A 15,942-nucleotide genomic window follows, 5' to 3' on the forward strand; every position below is an offset into this window, starting at 1 on the left:
AAATCCCATGAAGACGCGCATGAAATCCCTGCTCGCCGGCCTGCTGCTGCCGGGCCTGCTGTTCGCCGGTGCCGCCGGCGCTGCGGATTACAAGGACCGCTCGATCAAATTCGCCTTCCAGAACGTCAAGGAACACCCGCAGGGCCAGGGCGCCCAGAAATTCGCCGACATCGTCGAGGCGAAGAGCGGCGGCAAGATCAAGGTGAAGCTGTTCCCCGGCGGCACGCTGGGCGGCGACGTGCAGACCGTGTCGGCGATGCAGGGCGGCATCATCGAAATGTCGGTGATGAATGCCGGCATCCTGGTTTCCCAGGCCAAGGAATTCGCCCTGGTCGACCTTCCCTTCCTGTTCAACAGCGCGTCGGAGGCCGACGCCCTGCTGGACGGCCCTGTCGGCGAGCAGCTGATGGCGAAGCTGCCGGAGAAGGGTCTGGTCGGCCTTGGCTTCTGGGACCTGGGATTCCGCGACCTGACCAACAACCGCCGGCCGGTGAAGACCGCCGCCGACATCGCCGGCCTGAAGATCCGGGTGATCCAGACGCCGATCTACATCGACATCTTCAAAGCGCTGGGCGCCAACCCGGTACCGATGGCCTTCCCGGAGTTGTACGGCGCGTTGGAGACCGGGACCGTCGATGGACAGGAGAATCCGCCCAAGACCATCGAGCTGACCAAGTTCAACGAGGTCCAGAAATACATGACGCTCACGCGGCACATCTACAATCCGCAGGCACTGATCGTCTCCGGCAAGTTCTGGAATACGCTGAGCGCCGATGAAAAGTCTCTGCTCCAGAGCGCTGCCGCCGAAGCCACCGTCTTCCAACGCAATCTGTCGCGCGGGCAGGAAGCCGATGCGTTGGCATCCCTGAAGGCGAAGGGCATGATCATCGACGAACTGCCGGCCGATGAACTCGCCAAAATCCGTGAGAAGGTCAAGCCTGTGGTCGACAAGTACAAGGCCGAAATCGGCGATGCGCTGGTCACGCAGGCCTATGCGACGATCGAAAAGAAACGCGCTTCGAACTGACGGTGAAGCCCTGTGGTGGAGTGCGTTCGCGCACTCCACCACTCCGGCATTGAGCTTTCCCCAACGTTCGTCCATTACCTCCGTTAAGGGCGCTCTCCGCGCCGCAAAACCATGGGACAGGGCATGACGGCGGACGACGCGACCGGCACAACCAACAAAACCAAGCCAAGCCGCAAGAACGATCCGGAAGGCACCCGCCAGGACATCCTCGAGGTGGCGACGGAGGAGTTCTCCTCGCTGGGCTTCAGCGGTGGCCGGGTCGACGCCATCGCCGCGCGCACCCGCACCACCAAGCGCATGATCTACTATTACTTCGGCGGCAAGGAGGAACTGTACCTTGCCGTGCTGGAGAAGGTCTATGGCGACATCCGCGCCATCGAGAACCGCCTGAACCTACAGAATCTGGAGCCGGAGGCGGCGATCCGCGCCCTGATCGACTTCACCTTCGACTATCAGGAACAGCACGAGGACTTCATCCGGCTGGTGAGCATCGAGAACATCCACCGCGCCGAACACATGAAGAAATCGAAGGCGATCGCCAATCTGAACATCACGGTGATCGACACGCTGGCCCGAATCCTGGAGCGCGGCCGGGCTTTGGGCGTGTTCAAGACCGACATCCAGCCGATCGACCTGCATCTGATGATCAGCGCCTTCTGTTTCTTCCGGGTGTCGAACCGCCACACCTTCAATCTGATCTTCCATCAGGACCTGACCGCCACCGACACCCGCGCCCGCCACAAAAGGATGATTGCGGACGCCATCGTCAGCCTGCTCAAGGGGACAGCAAGCACCTAGCTCCGGTTCGAGGCGCAAAGATGGATGCGTCGGCTCTCGCACCACGGCGTGAGTGGACAGCGGACGGCATCGAAAGGGCACCGTCAACCTATCGCAGCTGGAACTTGATGCCGCGCTTCAGCCTGCTCCCAGGATCGGGAGACGGGACATCAGAACGGACCGCCGGATCATACGGCAACCATCTCCATCAGCCGGGCACGATCGGCAGGGGAGGCCGCTTCACCATGGAGCGTGATGCGCCCCCGTTCCACCGCGTAGAAGCGGTCGGCGACATCCAGGGCACGGTGGATGTTCTGCTCCACCAGCAGGATGGTCAATCCCGCCCGCTTCAGCTCCGTGATGATCGCGAAGATCTCGTCGACGATCATCGGCGCCAGACCTTCCGTCGGTTCGTCGATCAGCAACAGCCTGGCGGTCCCCACCATCACGCGGGCCATCGCCAGCATCTGCTGCTCGCCGCCGGACAAGGTGGTGCCGAGTTGCCGCCGCCGCTCGGCCAGCCGGGGGAAGCGGGCGAAAGCCTGTCCGATCGCCTGTTCATTCTCCCGGCGCGCCCGCCCGGGACATTGGCGCAGCCCCAGCCGCAGGTTCTCCTCGACGCTGAGGCCCGGGAAGATGCGTCGATCCTCCGGCACCAATCCGAGCCCAAGGCGGGCGATCGCGTCGGGTGTCTGCCCGGCCAGATCGACCCCGTCGAAGCGGATCGCGCCGGAACTGGCCGGCACCCAGCCGGCGACGGATTTCAGGATGGTGGTCTTGCCGACGCCGTTGCGGCCGAACAGCCCGACCACCTCGCCCGGACCGGCCTGCAGGGACACCCCTTGCAGAACATGGCTCAGGCCGTAATGCGCGTGCAGGTTCTCGATGGAAAGCATGGGTGTCACCCGTGTCCGAAATAGGCGGCCTGAACGGCGGGATCGGCGCGCACCACGGCGGGCGGCCCTTCGGCGATCTTCCGGCCCTGGGCCATCACGACGACATGGTCCGACAGGCTCATCACCAGCCCGATGTCGTGTTCGATCAGCAGCACCGTCAGTTCGCCGGCCAGCGAACGGATCAGCGCGCCGGTGTCGGCCGTGTCGCCATGGCTCATGCCCTGGGTCGGCTCGTCCAGCAGCAGCACCCGCGGTTCCGCGGCCAGCGCCACCGCGATCTCCAGCCGCCGCTGTTCGCCGTGCGACAGGTTGCCGGCAAGCTCGCGCGCCTTGGCCGACAGGCCGAAGCGCTCCAGCAGCGCGTCGGCCTTGGCCAGCGCCCGGCGGCTGTGGCCGACCGGACGCAGCGCATACCAGGGCCTCTCCAGCACCTGCGCGGCGATCCGCAGATTTTCCAGCACCGGCAGTTCGAAGAACAGGTTGGTGATCTGGAAGGACCGCGACAGTCCGGCGGCGAGCAGGCGGTCGGGGGACCGCCCGGTGACGTCGGCGCCGTCCAGGGTCACACGGCCACCGGTAGGGCGGATGGCGCCACTGATCAGGTTGAACAGCGTGCTCTTGCCCGCCCCGTTCGGCCCGATGACTGACGTGATCCGCCCGGCGGCGGCGTCGAAGCCGACGCCCGCCACCGCTTGGAGCCCGCCGAAATTCACCGACAGGTCGCGCACGCCGAGCGCACAGGCTACGCCCGCACCGGCTGCCGCCGTCTTGAGGGAGGATGCGATCATGACCCCGTCCTCCCGGATTCGCCGCGGCGGTTCAGCCGGGCCAGCAGGGCGCCGACCAACCCCTTGCGCAGGAAGATGACGGACAGCATGAAGATGACCCCCACGACGATCAGGTGATGCTCGGTCCAGGATCCGACGACGGAGCGCAGGGCGGTCAGCAGCAGGCTGCCCACCACCGGCCCGACCAGTGTGCCGACGCCGCCGACGATGACCGTGATGACGGCGTTGCCGGAGGTCTCGAAGAACATCAGTTCCGGCGAGACGAAGCCGCGCAGCATCGGGTAGAGCGCCCCCGCCAGCGCCGCGACGCAGGCCGCCAGCACATAGACCGCCAGCTTGTAGCGCCAGGCGTTGAAGCCCAGGAACGGCACGCGCTTCTCGTTGGCGCGGATGGCGGCCAATGTCCGCCCGAACGGCGCGTCCATCAGATAGGCCAGCCCGGCATAGGCCGCGACGGTCAGGGCCAGTACCAGCAGAAAGAAGGAGAGCGGATCGGCCGTGTCGAGACTGACCGGTCCAAATCCAACCTGGATCTGCGGGATGCCGATCAGCCCATCCGACGCTCCCAGCGCGCGGGTGTTGTAGACGGTCTTGGCGGCGACCTGGGCCAGCCCGAAGGTGATGAGGGCGAAATAGACGCCCTTCACCCGGTTGGCGATGACGCCGCCGATCAGGCCCGCCACGCTTCCCGCCAGCAGGGCCGCCGCCATCGCCAGCCAGAAGCTGGGGGCGACATCGCGCAGGACGAGCGCCGAGACATAGGCGCCCAGCCCGAAATACAGCGCCTGCCCCAGCGACAGCAGCCCGGTATAGCCCAGCAGCAGGTCGACGCTCATCGCCAGCCCGGCGAAGATCAGCGCCTCGGTCGCCAGCCGCAGGTAGAATCCATTGCCGGTCGCCCAGGCCGCGGCGGCGAAGCCCAGCGCCGCCGCCAGGAAGGCCAGCGCCAGCCAATGGACCGGGGCCAGACGGGAAAGCCGGGACGCCGGACCGGCGCGGCCGGGATCGGACAGGGTGCGCAACGTGGTGGCTTCAGGCATGTCCCAGCCTCCCGAACAGGCCCTGCGGCCGGACCATCAGCACCAGCACCATGATCCCGAACACCAGCGGGTCCGACCAGACCGGCGAGATATAGAGGCTCGACAGCGCCTGCACCTGGGTCAGCAGCAGGCCGGCGATCACCGCCCCCTGGATCGACCCCATCCCGCCGACGATCACCACGGTGAAGGCCATCAGGATGAAATCGCGTCCCATGGTCGGGAACACCGAATAGATCGGCGCCAGCAGCACGCCGGCCAGCCCGGCCAGCGCCACGCCGAAGGCGAAGGTTCCGGCATAGACCCGGCGCACCGGCACCCCCAGCGACGAGGCCATGTCCTTGTCGAAGGCGGCCGCCCGGACCATGGCGCCCAGCCCGGTGCGGAAGACCACCAGCCAGACCGCGGCGATCAGCGCGAGGCCGAAGCCGATCAGGAACAGCCGGTAGTTCGGCAGGAACATGCCGAGGATCTCGGTGCCGCCCTCGATCGGGTTCTCGGGCCGCAGGGTGTTGGGTCCATAGATCAGCTTCAGCAGATCCTCCAGGATCATCCCCAGCCCGAAGGTCAGCAGCAGGGTCAGGATGTGGCGGTCGCGGCTGTGGAAGACCCGCGCGATCAGCCAGCGTTCGGCCAGCCAGCCGATCGGCAGCATCAGCAGCGGCACCAGCACCAGCAGCGCCCAGAATCCGACCCCCAGCCCGGCCAGGGTCAGGGACAGGAAGGCACCCATGGCGTAGAATTCGCCATGGGCCATGTTGATGACGTCCAGCAGCCCGAAGATGATGGTCAGGCCCAGCGCCATCAGGACGACGGCAACCCCGAGCGACAGACCGTTCAGCGCCTGCGGCGCCAGGACGAATTGCAGATAGTCGATGAGATCGGCCATGGCATCGGCTCCTTGACTGCGTCCTCAGAAGCGGGTGCAGAGGTCCGGCCCGATGGCCGCATCGCCCGGAACGGTGCCGACCACGTCGAAGCGGTTGTTGGTGCCGTCCGACGAGATGCGCACCGCGTACATGTCCTGGACCGCCTGATGGTCGCCGGCCCGCATCGTCTTGGTGCCCTGGGGCGTGTTCCAGCTCAGCCCTTCCATTGCCTTGCGCAGCGCGTCGGTGTCGGTGCCGCCGGCCTTCTCCACCGCCGCCTTGAAGAAGCCGATCAGGCCGTAGCTATCGGCGCCGTAGAGGTCGGGGGCGGTGTCGTAGGCCTTGCGGAAGGCGGCGACGAAGGCCTTGTTCTCGGGCGTCGCCAGTTCCGCCGAATAGCCGACGCCGGTGACAAAGCCGTCGGCCGCCTTGCCGATGGCGCCGATGTTCTGGGCGGTGACGGTGCCGGACGCGCCGACGATGGTCAGGTTGCGCAGCAGCCCGTACTCGCCCATCTGCGTCAGCAGCCGGACGGTGTCGTTGCCGGCGGTTGAGGTGTAGAGCACGCTGGGCCGCGCGGCGCGGAGCTGGCCGAAATACTGCGAGTAATCCTTGCTGCCGAGCGGCGCGAAGACCTCGCCGGTCGATTGCGCGCCGGTCTTCTCCGCCGCCGCCTTGAAGGCCGCGACGGTGGAGCGGCCCATCTCGTAATCGGGTCCGAGATAATAGACCTTGGCCTTCGGCTTGTCCTTGGCCAGCCATTCCGCCAGCGCCGCCGACTGCTGACCCGCCCGCGCGTTCACCCGGAAGACGTTGGGCGAGCATTTGTCGGTGGTGATGGCGTCGGAGAAGGAGACGGTGGTGGCGATCAGCCGGCCATTGCGCTCCGCAAGCTGCCCGACCGCCAGGGTGGAGCCGGAATTGACGGTGCCGGTCAGGAAATCGACCTTGTTGACCTGGAACAGCTTCTCCGCCTTCTGGGTGGCGACGGCGGGGTTGGCCTCCTCGTCCTCGAACAGCAGTTCGATCTGGCGCCCCATGATGCCGCCGGCGGCGTTGGCCTCCTTCGTCGCCAGTTCCAGCCCCCAGCGGACCTGCTGGCCGATGGGCGCGTAGGTGCCCGACAGCGGGGTCACCACCCCGATGCGGATCGGTTCGGCGGCGGACGCGCCGCCGGCGAGCCCGAGCAGGATAAGCGCGGCGGTGCCGAGAAGCGTGGTCTTGGTCATGATTTTTGGTTCCTCCCTATGTTGTCCGTGCTTGGAGGCGTCGGTCAGACACCCTTGAACACCGGCTTGCGCTTCTCGTGGAAGGAGGCGACGCCCTCCTTGAAGTCCTCCGAGCCGCGCAGGCGGCCGTAGGCTTGTCCCTCGATCTCGATGGCGCCGTTGACCGAGACGTTGTTGCCGCTGTTCAGCACGCCCTTGATCGTGCGCTGGGCCAGCGGCGAGAAGCCGCGCAGCTCGTCCACCAGGGCGGCGACCGTCGCTTCCAGCTCGGCGTCGGCGACGCAGTCGGTGACGAAGCCCCAGTCGGCGGCCTGACGGCCTGGGATGCGCTTGGCCCGCATCACCATGTCCTTGGTCCGGCAGATGCCGATCATGTGCAGCAGGCGGGCCGAGCCGCCCGAGCCGGGGATCATGCCGATGCGCATTTCCGGCAAGGCGAACTGCGCGGTCTCCGACACGATGCGGAAATCGCAGGCCAGCGACAGCTCGAAGCCAACGCCGAAGCAATAGCCGCGGACCTGGGCGATCACCGGCTTGCGACAGCGTTCCGGGGCGGCGATGTTGACCGCCAGCTCCGACACATGCTCCGCCGACTTCTCCATGAAGCCGGCGATGTTGCCGCCGGACGAGAAGTTCTCGCCCTCGGCGCGCAGGACGATCACGCGCACCTTGGGATCGCGGTCCAGCACCGCGAACACCGCGGCGAACTGGTCGCGCTGGAGCATGCTGACGATGTTGAAGGGCGGACGGTGCAGCACGATGTCGGCGCGTTCCTTGGCCTCGTCGATCTCCACGCGGAAGCCGTCGAGGTCGGCGAGCAGGCGGTCGGTGCTGTCGAAACGGTAGGGGGTCACGGTCGAAAACTCCATGGATAAGGGCTGTATTCAGGAGAGTGTCGGGCTGTGTTCGGCCGGGCTCTATTCGACCGGACTTTGCTCCAGGGCGAATTCGCCGGCCTGCAGCTTGCGGCGCAGGATCTTGCCGACCGGCGATTTCGGGATTTCATCGAGGAAGACGTACTCGCGCGGGCGCTTGAAGTTGGCGAGGCCGGAGGTGCGGCAATGGTCGTCGAGATCCGTCGCCTCGACGCCGCGGGCACGCTTGACGAAGGCGACCACCCGCTGGCCCCAGCGCTCGTCGGGCAGGCCGGCGACCGCGACCTCCAGCACGCCGTCATGCAGCGACAGCACGCTTTCGATCTCGACCGGCGAGACATTCTCGCCGCCGGTGATGATCATGTCGTCGACCCGGCCGGTGACGAAGAGATCGCCGTCGGCGTCAAGGAAGCCGATGTCGCCGGTGAAGTACCAGCCGGCATGCAGCGCCTTGGCGTCGGCGTCCGGCCGCTTCCAATAGCCTTCGAAGGATTCGTCGCCGAACAGGTCGGCGACGATCTGTCCCTCCTCTCCGGACGCGGCGCAGTCGTCGGGATCGAAGCTGCCGAGACGGACGATGCGGATGCGCTGGTTCAGCGCCGCCTTGCCGGCCGACCCCGGCTTGGCCGGCGCGTTCTGGTCGATGGTGAAGGTATAGATCTCGGATGAGCCGTAATGGTTGACGAACAGCTCGGGCCGGAAGGCAGCGTCCAGCCGCTTCAGCAGGCCGTCGGTCATCGACGCTCCGGCGAAACCCAGCTTGCGCACCGACGACACGTCGGTGCTTGCGAATTTCGGATCGGCCAGCAGGTCGTGGTAAAGCGTCGGCACCAGATAGAGGCAGCTCAGCCGCTCAGACGCGATCAGGTCAAGCGCGCGGCCGGTGTCAAAGCGCGGCAGACAGACGAAGCAGCCGTCGACCAGCGCCATCGCCAGCAGCGAGCGCACCCCCATCGTGTGGTAGAGCGGCATGACCCCCAGCGTGCGCTCACCCCGGCGGTAGCAGTTCTGCGCGACATGGGCGATCGCAGCGGCGCGCTCCGTCCGGTGGCGGCGCGGCACGCCCTTGGGCTTGCCGGTGGTGCCGGAGGTGTAGAGGAACAGCGAGACATGCTCCGCCGTGGCGCGCGGCAGCGCCGGAGCCGGCTCGCTGTCCAGCAGGTCGGCGAAGCATTGGTCGCTATGGTCGCCGGCATCGGCCGGATCGCCGACCACGATGCGGGGCAGAGCCTGCGCCGCGGCGGACTCCCGGACGGCGTCGGCCGACACGTCCTGATAGAACAGGGCGCGCACCTCGGCGTTGGGCAGGCAATAATCCAGCTCGTCGGCCTTCACCCGCCAGTTCAGCGGCACGACGGCGATGCCGGCGAGTTGGCAGGCCCAATGGATGGTCGCCATTTGCCAAGTGTTCTGCAACGCGGTGGCGATGCGGTCGCCGGGGCGCAAGGCCAGCCGGTCGAAGGCACCGACCAGCCGGCGGATGCGTTCCAGCCATTGTGCGTAGGTCAGCCGCAGGTCGCCGTCGATGATGGCGATTGCGTCGGGGCTGCGTTCCGCGCTGGCCAGGATGCTGCGGCCGAGGTCAAACATGGGCGACCTCCTTCATCGTCTGGCCCGTGACCTCCATCACGGCGCGGACGATGCCGGCATAGCCGGTGCAGCGGCAAAGATGGCCGCTCAGCATGTCGCGTAGCTCCTCTTCGGTGGGTTTGGGATTGCGGTCCAGGTAATCGGTCAGCGACATCAGGATGCCGGCAGTGCAGAAGCCGCATTGCAGGGCGTGATGCCGGCGGAAGGCCTCCTGGAGCGCGGTCATGCGCCCCCCGTTGGCCTGCGCCAGCCCTTCGACAGTGTCGATGCGCCGGCCGTCGGCCTGCACCGCCAGGGTCAGGCAGGCGCGCTGTGCCACCCCCTCGATGCGGACGGTGCAGGCGCCGCAGACGCCATGTTCGCAGCCGACGCGGGTGCCGTGGGCGCCCAGCTCGTGGCGCAGGAAATCGCTCAGCAGCAGGCGCGGATGGGCATGGCCGGTGCGCGGCGTGCCGTTCAGGACGATGGAGACGGCGTGTCGCGTCTCCGCCGTCAGCGCGGATGTGGATGTCAGCGGCGGCATGACAGGGCTTCCTCAAGGACAGTGCGGCCGATCCGGCGGACGAGGTCGCGGCGGTAGCGCGCGGTGGCGTGCTGGTCGTCGTCGCCGCCGAGATCCCAGGCAAAAGCGTTCAGCGCATCGTCGAGATCCGGCGGCAGTCCGCCGGCGACCAGCGGCCAGGAGCGCGTCGTCGGCCGGTCGGCAACCCCGCCGACGGCAAGGCTGGCGCGCTCCCCATCCACCGTTGCGGCGCAGGCAGCGATGGCGAAATCGCCGTGCCGCATCGACTGCTCGCGGAAGGCATGGCCGCTGCCCGGCCGGGCGAGCGGAAAGCGGATGCATTCGACGATCTCGTCCGCCGCCTTCACCGTCGTCAGCGGCCCCAGGAAGAAGTCGGCCGCGGCGACGGTGCGGCGGCGGCGCAGGTTGCGCAGCACCACCTCGCCGCCGGTGGCGACCAGGCAGAGCGGCGTCTCGGCGCTGGGATCGGCATGGGCGACCGAGCCGCAGAGCGTGCCGCGGTTGCGGGTCTGGAAATGGCCGACCCACGGCAGGGCGGCGGCCAGCAGCGGCACCTCCTGCGCCAGGGTCCGGCGGGCCAGCACCTCGGCCTGGGTGACGGCGGCGCCGACGCTCAGCCAGCCATCCTCGACCCGCAGCGTGCGCAGTTCCTCCAGCCGGCCCAGATCGATCAGCAGGCGCGGCTGCACCAGCCGCATGTTCAACATCGGCATCAAGGACTGGCCGCCGGCGATCACGCGGGCGTCGTCGCCCCCGGCCGCCAGCGCTGCCAGCGCATCGGCAACCGTCGCCGGCCGCAGATAGTCGAAGGACGCGGGTTTCATCGGTTGAGTCCCAGAAGGCGCAGCAGGCGCGCCAGAAGCGACGGAGTTTCAGGCCGTGCAGCCGGGCCGCCGGCACGGGCGACCAGCTTCTCGAAGAACTGGCCGATCAGCAGGCGGGATGCGCTGTCGAGCATCCGGCCGCCGACTGCCGCGACCTTGCCGCCGACCTCGGCGGAATAGCGATAGGTGACGCGGGTGCCCCCGGCCGTGCGCTCCAGCCTGACGTGGCCGGTGCCCCGCCCGGTGCCGAGCGCGCTCGACCCGCTGCCGGTCAGGGTCAGCGCGTTGGGCGGGTCGAGGTCGGACAGCGCCACCTCGGCGGTGTAGCGGCCGCGCACCGGGCCGATGCCGACCACCACCTCCGCCCGGTAGGCGTTGGGACCGACGAGGTCCAGCGCCTCGCAGCCGGGTAGCAGCGCCGCCAGCTCCTTCGGGTCGAGCAGGATGGCCCAGACCTGTTCGGGCGTCGCCGGCACCTCGCGGCTGCCCTCCCCGGTCAAGCCGCGCCCGCCCTTGACCGCGGCCGGCGGCGACGTTTCCCCGGAACCCGCGGCGGATGCCGGGCGCGGTGGTTCCGGCGGATGGATCAGCGCCGCCAGCTTGGCCGGGGTGATCGGCAGGGACGGCACCTCATCAACCGCTATGCCGGACAGCGCATCGGCCACCGCATTGGCGAGGCAGACCGGCGTGCTCATGCAGTTCCCCTCCCCCACCCCCTTGGCGCCGAGCGGCGTCACCGGAGACGGGCTTTCGCGATGGAGGATCACCGGGACCGGCACCTCGCAGGCGGTCGGCACCAGATAGTCGGCGAAGGTACCGGACAGGAACCGGCCGTCGTCGCCATAGGCGTATTCCTCATACAGCGCGGTGCCGACGGCATGGGCGAAACCGCCCAGGATCTGGCCTTCCACCAGCAGCGGGTTCAGCAATCGGCCGGCATCGTGCATGGTGACGTAGCGGTCGATCCGCAGCGCGCCCGTCGTCCGGTCGATCTCGACCCCGCAGAAATCGAAGATGAAGCCGTAGCAGGCCGAGCTGTTGATGTGATCGGCGTCGGTCGGCGCCTTCAGCGGCTCCGGCGTCCAAAAGGCGGTCTCGCGCAGCGCCGCCTCCTGCCCGTCCGGCAGCGTGCCGGGGGCCCAATGGCCGGCGGCGGCGACGCGGGAGAAGGACAGGCTGTTGTCCGGGTTGGCGTCGGAGAAGACCTTGCCGCCGGCGAAGCGCACATCCTCCACCCGGCAATTCAGCGGACCGGCGACCAGCGCCGCCATGCGGCCGCGCAGCCGGGTCGCCGCCACCTGCGCCGCCCCCGCCACCGCCCCGGCGAAGCGGCTGGAATAGTTGCCCGACGCGATCGACCAGGCATCCTTGCCGGTGTCGAGGTCAGTGTTGACGCGGATGTCCTCGAAGCGCAGGCCGAAGACGTCGGCCACCACCTGGGCCAGCACCGTACGGTGCCCCTGGCCCTGGGGCGCCGAGGCCACCGTCACCGACACGCCGCCGGTGGGATCGACGGCGACGCTGGCCGTCGCCTGCGCGCCGTTCTTCGGCCCGGCCTTGTGCCGTTCCTCGGCGGTCAGAACGGTGGTGATGTAGCCCATGTTGGAGATCGACGGCTCGACCACCGCGGCATAGCCGATGCCGTAGAGCCGCCCCTCCGCCCGCAAGGCGTCGCGCCGTGCCTTCAGCGTATCGAGCGCCCCTTCGCGTACCGCTTGCTCTAACGTCGCCCGGTAGTCGCCGCTGTCGAGCGTCCCGCCCGACGCCGTCCGGTATGGCATGGCGTCGGCCGCTACCAGATTGCGGCGGATGACGTCGAGCGGGTCGAGCCCCAGTTCCGCCGCCACCCGGTTCATCAGCCGCTCCAACCCGTAATAGAGCTGCCCGCCACCGAAGCCGCGGTTGAGGCCGGTCGGCGTCTTGTTGGTGACGACGATGCGGTTGCTCACCGCCAGGTTGGGAATGTCATAGGCGCCGGTCAGGTTGCCGTGGTTGCGGTAGAGCGAGGCCGGTTCCGGTGCCCGCAGGTAGGCGCCGCAATCCTCGGTCTGCTCCATCCGCAGCGCCAGCACCCGGCCGTCCGGTTCCACCGCCGCGTCGATGCGCATCCGGCGCGCGGTGGCCGAGGTGGCGGCCATCAGATGCTCCAGCCGATCCTCCACCCACTTCACCGGCCGGCCGGCGACGCGGGCGCACAGCCCCATCAGCACGACATAGGGGAACACCGCCTGCTTGTTGCCGAAGCTGCCGCCGGAATGGGGCGGCGTCTTCAGCCGCAGCCGCGACCCCGGCACTTTCAACGCCCGCGCCATCACCGGATGGACGGCGAAGGGGCCGGAGAAGTTGGACAGCACCTCGTAGGAATCCTCAGCCGCGTCATAGTCGGCGAGAACGACGAAGCACTCCATCGGGGTGCAGGAGTTGCGGGGATACTCGACCTCGACCGACACGGTGCGGGCGGCACGGGCGAAGGCGGCCTCGGGATCGCCGTAGCGGAATCTGCGGCTGTTGACGAGGTTGGAGCCCACCGCCGGATGCAGCGGCTCCGATCCCTCCTCCAGCGCCAGGGCGATCGAGGTCACCGGCGGCAGCGGGCGATAGCGCACCTCGATGCGGTCGAGCGCGTCCTCCGCCAGATAGCGGCTGTCGGCCAGCACCACAGCCACCGGTTCGCCGACATGGCGCACGCGGTCGATGGCGAGGCACCAATGCTCCATCGGCGCACGGACGCCGACCAGGAAGGCGCTGGCATGGCGCTGGGCGTCCGCCCCGGTCACCACGGCGGCGACGCCGGGAACCGCCAGGGCGGCGGCGGTATCGATGCCCAGCAGGTCGGCATGGGCGTGCGGCGAGCGCAGGATCGCCGCGTGCAGGGTGCCCGGCTTCACCGGCAGGTCGTCGGCATAGCGGGCGACGCCGGTCAGCAGCGCCGCATCCTCGACCCGCGGCATCGCGCGACCGACGAATGGCGCCGGACTTGCTTTGGTTTCAATGGTCTGCGTGGCGGTCTGCGTGGCCGTCATCGTCATCCTCCGGTTACCGGAGAAGACTAGACCCTGCGCCCCGCAACGCTTTTACCGTGGAGTGTCGCGATTTACCCTAGCGTCTCATTTTCATGCATGCCCGGCCTCAGGCGGCCCTCCGCCTGCCCGGTCCACCAGATTGACGACGCGGCGGTACTCGGTGGGTGTCACGCCCTGGTGATTGCGGAAGAAACGGCTGAAATGGCTGGGCGCCGAAAAGCCGAGCCGGCCCGATACCTCGGTTGCGCTCTCCACCCCGGCGGCCATGGCGTCGATGGCCGCTTCCATCCGCAGCACGTTGAAATAGAGCGCCGGGGTGATCGCCATCGTCTGCTGGAACAGCCGGAACATGTGGGCACGCGACAGACCGGCGGCGGCGGCGACGCGGCCGGCGTCGAATTCCTCGCCCAGGGTTCCCCGCATGAAACGAATGGCCTGACGGATGCGGAAGTCGCCGGCCGCCGGGGCGGCATAGCGCGTGCCGCCCAGTGTCCGCCATTCGGAGAAACGGTCGATGATGGCGATCATCAGGTCGAACAGTGCCTCCTCCATCCTCTCGCCGGACGGGTCGTCATACAGCAGTTCCGCCGCCATGCGGTCGGCCAGCCGGCGGATGTACGGCGTCAGCTCGCCGCAGGACTGCGCGAAGAAGCCGGGATTGCCGCTGGCGTTGAGTTCCCGCTGCATGGCACCGAGCCAGCGCGGCTCGATGTACAGCGCCAGGATCACGGTGCGCGGTGCGCCCGGCTGATGGGCATAGGAATGGGCCTCCCAGCTGTTGACCAGCACCGCGGTGTCGTCACGCAGCGGATAGAGCCGCTCCCCCACCGCGAAGCGGGTGTCGGCACCCGACGCCTTGATCAGCACATGGCAATGGGGGTGCGCGTGATGGATCAACGCATTGTCCATGTCCAACAAGGCGACGCGGCCAAAGCTTCCCTGATGGATGCGCATCGCTTTCGACATGGCTTCCGGTCCTTTCCTACCCGCCCTCGGCCAGCAGCGGCCGGGGTGATCTTCGATAGTTTGCTTTACAAGCTAATCGTCAGCGACCACCTTTACCAGATCCATCGGATGGGATCCCTTGGACGCATGGCTGCCGGCAACAGGAGAAGGAGCGGCAATAAAGAAGGGCCGGCCCGCTGCCCGAAGACAGCGGATACTCCATCCGGCGCTTGGCAGAGGTGTCCACTGATTCGGAGGAGGGTCATTGCTCCAAAAGAGTATGCACGAAGACCTTGAGAAACCTCCGCCATGACCGTATCGTTCCTGTGTCGCAGATAGACTGCGGCGTTCTTTCAGCAAGGAGCTTGCTGAGCATGGTCTCTACCAGCTGCACCGGACGCGAGTCCGGCACCCTGTCGTTGCCGAGGAAGACCGCGGTTCCCTGTGCCCAAGGTCCCTTGGCCACCAGAGCCGAAAGCGTCTCGGCATACGATTTTTTGGTCTTTGTCGGCCGCTTCCGCCCGTTCCATCTCGGCCATCTCACAGTCATGCAGCGGGCTTTGTCGCTGGGGCGCCATCTGATCGTGCTGGTCGGATCGTCGCGTCAGGCGCGCAGCCACCGCAATCCCTTCCGCTTCGAAGAGGTGCGCTCCTGCATAGTGGGCGCCTTCACACCGGAAGAGTGCGAGCGCATCACGGTGCTTCCCCTCATCGACCGCTACAACGACCTGGAATGGATCCGCGATGTGCAGGCCACGGTGCATGGCGTCGTCGTGCAGCATCACCGGCCTGCCGATGGCTCAGCCCCAAGGGTCGGCCTGATCGGTCACTCGAAGGACCACAGCAGCTACTATCTGCGCATGTTCCCGCAATGGGGCGCCGTGGAATGCATGAACTGCCGGGGGATTTCGGCCACGCCCATCCGCGACGCCTATTTCGCCGACGCGACAGCGGCGCTCGAGGCGTGGAAAGAAGCACTGCCCGCGAATGTCGCCGCCTTCATGGCGGAGTTCGCGCGCACCGATGAGTACAAGCGGCTGGCCGAGGAAAGCGCCTATATCGCCAAATACAAGGCGGGGTGGGCCAATGCTCCCTACCCTCCGACCTTCCTGACCACCGATGCAGTGGTGGTTCTGTCCGGTCACGTCCTGTTGGTCGAACGCCGGGGCCTGCCCGGACGCGGCCTGCTGGCACTGCCCGGCGGCTTCGTCGGTCAGCATGAGCGGATCAAGGACGCCATGATCCGGGAGTTGCGGGAGGAAACGAAACTCAAGGTTCCGGCGGGCTTTCTGGAGGGCGGCATCCGCGCCAGCCAAATTTTCGATCACCCCTACCGCTCGTCGCGCGGGCGCACGGTGACCCAGGCCTTCCTCATCCAGCTCAAGGCCACCGACGAAGGTTTCCCCAAGGTGCGCGGCGGCGACGACGCCAAATCGGCCCGTTGGGTGCCGATCGCGGAAATCGATCCCGAACAGATGTTCGAAGATCACTTTCACATCATCCAAACACTGATCGCGCTGTCCAACAGCTGAGCGCGAT

The 15,942-nt window shown here is 67.6% G+C and carries 14 protein-coding genes; 3 read left to right on the forward strand and 11 right to left on the reverse strand.

Annotation, left to right across the window (positions count from 1 at the left end; genetic code table 11):
• Window positions 1-7: 7 nt before the first annotated feature.
• Window positions 8-1,027 carry a TRAP transporter substrate-binding protein gene (locus FZ938_RS18625; protein WP_149199942.1) on the forward strand — a complete coding sequence of 340 codons (1,020 nt, stop codon included), beginning with the start codon at window positions 8-10 and terminating at the stop codon, window positions 1,025-1,027.
• A gap of 123 nt (window positions 1,028-1,150) precedes the next feature.
• On the forward strand, window positions 1,151-1,825 hold the full coding sequence (locus FZ938_RS18630) for a TetR/AcrR family transcriptional regulator (protein ID WP_149199943.1): 675 nt from the start codon (window positions 1,151-1,153) through the stop codon (window positions 1,823-1,825).
• A 167-nt stretch (window positions 1,826-1,992) separates the two neighbouring features.
• On the opposite strand, the gene FZ938_RS18635 is transcribed toward FZ938_RS18630, so the two are convergent.
• The 11 genes from FZ938_RS18635 to FZ938_RS18685 form a co-directional block, all read right to left on the reverse strand.
• On the reverse strand, window positions 1,993-2,700 hold the full coding sequence (locus tag FZ938_RS18635) for an ABC transporter ATP-binding protein (RefSeq protein ID WP_149199944.1): 708 nt from the start codon (window positions 2,698-2,700) through the stop codon (window positions 1,993-1,995).
• A gap of 5 nt (window positions 2,701-2,705) precedes the next feature.
• Window positions 2,706-3,488 (reverse strand): ABC transporter ATP-binding protein, encoded by a 783-nt coding sequence (locus FZ938_RS18640; RefSeq protein ID WP_149199945.1) that lies wholly within the window; start codon window positions 3,486-3,488, stop codon window positions 2,706-2,708.
• Window positions 3,485-4,528, reverse strand: a complete 1,044-nt coding sequence (locus FZ938_RS18645) for a branched-chain amino acid ABC transporter permease (RefSeq protein ID WP_149199946.1) — start codon at window positions 4,526-4,528, stop codon at window positions 3,485-3,487. The genes FZ938_RS18640 and FZ938_RS18645 overlap by 4 nt, the downstream gene beginning before the upstream one ends.
• Window positions 4,521-5,414 (reverse strand): branched-chain amino acid ABC transporter permease, encoded by an 894-nt coding sequence (locus FZ938_RS18650; protein WP_149199947.1) that lies wholly within the window; start codon window positions 5,412-5,414, stop codon window positions 4,521-4,523. The genes FZ938_RS18645 and FZ938_RS18650 overlap by 8 nt, the downstream gene beginning before the upstream one ends.
• A 24-nt stretch (window positions 5,415-5,438) precedes the next feature.
• Complete coding sequence (locus tag FZ938_RS18655) at window positions 5,439-6,623, reverse strand: ABC transporter substrate-binding protein (protein WP_149199948.1); 1,185 nt, start codon at window positions 6,621-6,623, stop codon at window positions 5,439-5,441.
• A gap of 44 nt (window positions 6,624-6,667) precedes the next feature.
• Window positions 6,668-7,477 (reverse strand): enoyl-CoA hydratase/isomerase family protein, encoded by an 810-nt coding sequence (locus FZ938_RS18660; protein ID WP_246799061.1) that lies wholly within the window; start codon window positions 7,475-7,477, stop codon window positions 6,668-6,670.
• Window positions 7,478-7,540: 63 nt separating this feature from the next.
• Window positions 7,541-9,088, reverse strand: a complete 1,548-nt coding sequence (locus FZ938_RS18665; protein WP_149199950.1) for an AMP-binding protein — start codon at window positions 9,086-9,088, stop codon at window positions 7,541-7,543.
• Window positions 9,081-9,611, reverse strand: a complete 531-nt coding sequence (locus FZ938_RS18670; RefSeq protein WP_149199951.1) for a (2Fe-2S)-binding protein — start codon at window positions 9,609-9,611, stop codon at window positions 9,081-9,083. Before FZ938_RS18670 ends, FZ938_RS18665 begins: the two co-directional genes overlap by 8 nt.
• Window positions 9,599-10,435, reverse strand: coding sequence for an FAD binding domain-containing protein (locus FZ938_RS18675; RefSeq protein ID WP_149199952.1), 837 nt, complete (start codon window positions 10,433-10,435; stop codon window positions 9,599-9,601). Before FZ938_RS18675 ends, FZ938_RS18670 begins: the two co-directional genes overlap by 13 nt.
• A complete protein-coding gene (locus FZ938_RS18680; RefSeq protein ID WP_149199953.1) occupies window positions 10,432-13,458 on the reverse strand; it encodes a xanthine dehydrogenase family protein molybdopterin-binding subunit in 3,027 nt (1,008 codons plus the stop codon). Before FZ938_RS18680 ends, FZ938_RS18675 begins: the two co-directional genes overlap by 4 nt.
• Window positions 13,459-13,548: 90 nt before the next feature.
• Entirely contained in the window at window positions 13,549-14,424 is an 876-nt protein-coding gene (locus FZ938_RS18685; protein WP_149199954.1) for an AraC family transcriptional regulator, read from the reverse strand.
• A 353-nt stretch (window positions 14,425-14,777) separates the two neighbouring features.
• Here FZ938_RS18685 and FZ938_RS18690 point away from each other — a divergent pair, with 353 nt between their 5' ends.
• Window positions 14,778-15,935 carry a bifunctional nicotinamide-nucleotide adenylyltransferase/Nudix hydroxylase gene (locus FZ938_RS18690; protein WP_149199955.1) on the forward strand — a complete coding sequence of 386 codons (1,158 nt, stop codon included), beginning with the start codon at window positions 14,778-14,780 and terminating at the stop codon, window positions 15,933-15,935.
• Window positions 15,936-15,942: the final 7 nt, after the last annotated feature.

This window comes from Azospirillum oryzae (assembly GCF_008364795.1).
GTDB classification, from domain to species: Bacteria; Pseudomonadota; Alphaproteobacteria; order Azospirillales; family Azospirillaceae; genus Azospirillum; species Azospirillum oryzae.

Bases quoted from the DNA above. Each gene is read 5' to 3' on its own strand.
- FZ938_RS18625 (WP_149199942.1), top strand. From the start codon at position 8: ATGAAGACGCGCATGAAATCCCTGCTCGCCGGCCTGCTGCTGCCGGGC.
- FZ938_RS18630 (WP_149199943.1), top strand. From the start codon at position 1,151: ATGACGGCGGACGACGCGACCGGCACAACCAACAAAACCAAGCCAAGC.
- FZ938_RS18635 (WP_149199944.1), bottom strand. From the start codon at position 2,700: ATGCTTTCCATCGAGAACCTGCACGCGCATTACGGCCTGAGCCATGTT.
- FZ938_RS18640 (WP_149199945.1), bottom strand. From the start codon at position 3,488: ATGATCGCATCCTCCCTCAAGACGGCGGCAGCCGGTGCGGGCGTAGCC.
- FZ938_RS18645 (WP_149199946.1), bottom strand. From the start codon at position 4,528: ATGCCTGAAGCCACCACGTTGCGCACCCTGTCCGATCCCGGCCGCGCC.
- FZ938_RS18650 (WP_149199947.1), bottom strand. From the start codon at position 5,414: ATGGCCGATCTCATCGACTATCTGCAATTCGTCCTGGCGCCGCAGGCG.
- FZ938_RS18655 (WP_149199948.1), bottom strand. From the start codon at position 6,623: ATGACCAAGACCACGCTTCTCGGCACCGCCGCGCTTATCCTGCTCGGG.
- FZ938_RS18665 (WP_149199950.1), bottom strand. From the start codon at position 9,088: ATGTTTGACCTCGGCCGCAGCATCCTGGCCAGCGCGGAACGCAGCCCC.
- FZ938_RS18670 (WP_149199951.1), bottom strand. From the start codon at position 9,611: ATGCCGCCGCTGACATCCACATCCGCGCTGACGGCGGAGACGCGACAC.
- FZ938_RS18675 (WP_149199952.1), bottom strand. From the start codon at position 10,435: ATGAAACCCGCGTCCTTCGACTATCTGCGGCCGGCGACGGTTGCCGAT.
- FZ938_RS18680 (WP_149199953.1), bottom strand. From the start codon at position 13,458: ATGACGGCCACGCAGACCGCCACGCAGACCATTGAAACCAAAGCAAGT.
- FZ938_RS18685 (WP_149199954.1), bottom strand. From the start codon at position 14,424: ATGTCGAAAGCGATGCGCATCCATCAGGGAAGCTTTGGCCGCGTCGCC.
- FZ938_RS18690 (WP_149199955.1), top strand. From the start codon at position 14,778: ATGGTCTCTACCAGCTGCACCGGACGCGAGTCCGGCACCCTGTCGTTG.